The organism is Terriglobia bacterium, assembly GCA_036496425.1.
Lineage (GTDB): Bacteria > Acidobacteriota > Terriglobia > 20CM-2-55-15 > 20CM-2-55-15 > 20CM-2-55-15.
This window is the reverse complement of record DASXLG010000050.1, coordinates 1-3,127: the sequence shown is the minus strand read 5'-3', so window position 1 is coordinate 3,127 and position 3,127 is coordinate 1. Positions and strand designations below refer to the sequence as shown.

At 58.8% G+C, this 3,127-nt stretch carries 2 protein-coding genes; one reads left to right on the top strand and one right to left on the bottom strand.

Annotated elements, in window-relative coordinates; all coding sequences use genetic code 11:
• The coding region (locus VGK48_03520) for a metallophosphoesterase (GenBank protein ID HEY2380232.1) at positions 1–955 on the bottom strand (955 nt) is incomplete at its 3' end.
• A 203-nt stretch (positions 956–1,158) separates the two neighbouring features.
• Here VGK48_03520 and VGK48_03515 point away from each other — a divergent pair.
• On the top strand, positions 1,159–3,127 hold a 1,969-nt coding region (locus VGK48_03515), incomplete at its 3' end, for a TonB-dependent receptor (protein HEY2380231.1).

The window sequence follows — 3,127 nt, the reverse complement described above, 5'->3', positions numbered from 1 at the left end:
GCGGCGCGCCGCCGCCTCCTGTGATGAAGTAATGAATTCCGTCCTTGAGGTAATGCTGGTAGTTGTGGTCGTGACCGAAGAAGCCGGCAGAGAGTTTGTATCTTGCGAACATCGATTCGAGCGCCGTCATGTGAGGGTTGTCGCCTTGCCGGCGCTTCACCGCGGTCATGGGAGGATGGTGCGCAAACAAGAAGCGGAAATCGGCCTGCTGAGCAGAACGTAGGTCGTCTTCCAGCCACCGAACCTGTTGCTTCCAGAAAGCGTCTCGCTGTTCCGCGGTGGCGCCGGCGTTTTCAATGTCGCTGTCGATTACCGTGAAATGCGCGTTGCCCCAGTCGAACGAGTAATACGGCTTGGCTCGCAGGAAGTCAAAGTAGTTGGCGGCGTCGCGCTCGTGATTCCCGAGTGCGGGAAAGAATGCTGCTTTCCGCAATAGCTCTCGTTCGGCATCGAAGAAGATCGGCCACAGCGCGGGATCATCTCCGTTCGCCACCAGGTCTCCGGTGTGCATGACGAAATCCGGGTGCGCAAATCCGAGAATCGCCGCGATTACCTTGCGATGTATGTCGTGCCGTGTGCGTGTGTCGCCGTAGACCACGAACTGAAACGGAGCGTTGCCGGAGGGGGCCGTTCGGAAGGAGCCTTTCCCGGCTTCGCCCGGGAACGCTTGGTAGTAATAAGTGGTTCCGCGCTGGAGTCCTACGAAGGTTGTCTTTTCCGCGCGCAGTACAGGCGCTCGCTGATCAGCCTTGCCTGGTTCCGCTCCGAGCGAGGACTCACCTGTTTGAACCAGCCACATCACCGTCGCCGAACGCGCCCCGACGTTGACGGCATAGGGCCCGCCCACTACCTTCCCCGCAGACGCCTGTGCAGCCGGCTCCTGCGAATAGGCGCCGTAAATCAGCCACGCCATCGCCGGAGCAGCGTATGCGACGAGCCGCATCCTCGCCGTCATTTCTTGAAATCTCCCTGGCAGAAAGAATAGCATCATCGAACTTGTTTACAGCTTCATGACATTTGTCGCGTGAACCAGCGGCCGGGTACGAAGGTTCACGCTCGCAAACGGCCTGTCGGCCGATCGTCATCGACATGAAATAGAGACCGGATAAAGTCGACTTTTCAAGTTCCAGGTCGATTGCGCGAAAGAGGAGGAGTACCATGCGACGGCTCGGTCTGTTCTCTTGTCTGCTCGGCGTTTCTTCGGCCTGTCTGCTCGCGCAGGACCGCGCGGCGATCGATGGCGCCGTTACGGATCCCTCCGGAGCGTTAGTCAGCGGCGTCAGCATTGAACTGAAATCGGCCGCGACCGGGCTTCGTCGCCTGACGATATCCAGCGAAGAAGGTCTCTATCAGGTAACGGCTCTGCCTGTCGGTACCTATACGCTCACGATCGCAAAGCCCGGGTTTAGACCAGTCAGTATCGAACCGATCGATCTGCAATACGGAGAGACTCGGACGATTGATGCCCACCTGGAGGTCGGCGAGACGTCCGAAACGGTTCAAGTCACTGCGGCGGCCGAGACAGTGAATCGCACCAATGCCGAAGTAGGCGGCGTGATTGAATCGCCCCAGATCAAAGACATTCCCGTGAGTGGCCGGAACTGGGCCAGCCTGATGATGCTGGCGCCGGGCGCCATCGACTACGGCGACGGGGCGCAGCGTTCGATTCAGTTCGCGGGCCATTCTCTAGATGACAGCAATTTCACCTTCGACGGTATCGACACCAGCGGTGTCCAGGAGCAGACGCAGAAATCCGACACGCGCCTGAACATTGCGCTCGATGCCATTTCGGAATTCCGCGTCAGCACCTCCAATTACACGGCGGAAAGCGGAGCTGCGGGCGGTGCGCAGATCAACGTGGTCTCGAAGACCGGCACCAACGAATTCCACGGGAGCACGTTCTATGCCGTGCGGAACGATGCGCTTGACGCGCGATCGCCCTTTGATGATGCCACCCTTCCGGATTTCACGCTGCACCAGTTTGGCGCAAGTCTCGGCGGGCCGGTGGTGAAAAACAAAGCGTTCTTCTATGCGAATTATGAGGGTCTGCGGCAAAGCCTCGGCCAGACTTTTGTGAACATCGTGCCGAATGCCGCTCTGAAGGCGCAGGTGCTGGCTACTTCGCCGGCGTTGAAGCCGATTCTCGATGCGTATCCGGCCGGACAGACACCGCTGGATGCGAATACCGATCAACTGAAGGTAGTCACCGCCGACACCATTCGCGAGGATGCCGGCATGTTCCGCTTCGACTATCGGTTCAATGACACCAATACCGCGTTCTTTCGGTACAACGTGGATAACGCGTACATCGATCAACCGCAGGACGCGCTCGGCACTCGCAACGTGATCCCGCATGTTCCTACCAACGTCGTGATGCAATTCCAGCGGATCATCTCACCCACCACTGTCAATGAAGTGAAGTTCGGCGTAAACCGGGCCAACTATCACAACTACACAAACGGAACTTCACCGATCGCGCTCGATGTCGGCGGCATCTTTGACGGCGTCAGCGACACGTCGCTCGACACCGAGGTGGGCACCTCGTTCTCCTATATCGACAACTTGAGCAGGGTAAGCGGCCGCCACACATTGAAATTCGGAGTCGATATCCGCCGCATCCGCCTGAACAACTCGGGGAACACGCTGACGACTTCGAACATCGCCTATGCGGGCCTGAACGAGCTCATCAACAACCAGGCCGATTCGGCGACATACCTGCAGGGCGAAGGCGTTGTCGGTAACCGTCGGACGTTTTATCAGGGCTATGCGCAGGATGAGTTTCGGGTGAGCCCCACACTCACGCTAAACCTCGGGCTTCGCTACGAGTATTATTCGGTGATGCACGAGATCCTGAACCGCTCCGCGGTGGTGGATATTCTCGGCTGCGGCGGTTTCTGCCCGAAGGGAACGCCCTACTACGATCCCAATACCAAGGATTTCGGCCCGCGCCTCGGAGTGGCCTGGGCCCCCTCGGCGTTGCATGGGAAGACCACCATCCGCACCGGCTTCGGCCTCTATTATGGCGGCAATCAGAACGATGACTTCAGCGATCCCGCCGAAAGCGCTGTGCCGCGTTACCAGCTTTCCGTCGACGACTTTCCAGCCTTGGCGTATCCGGTAGTCGCCT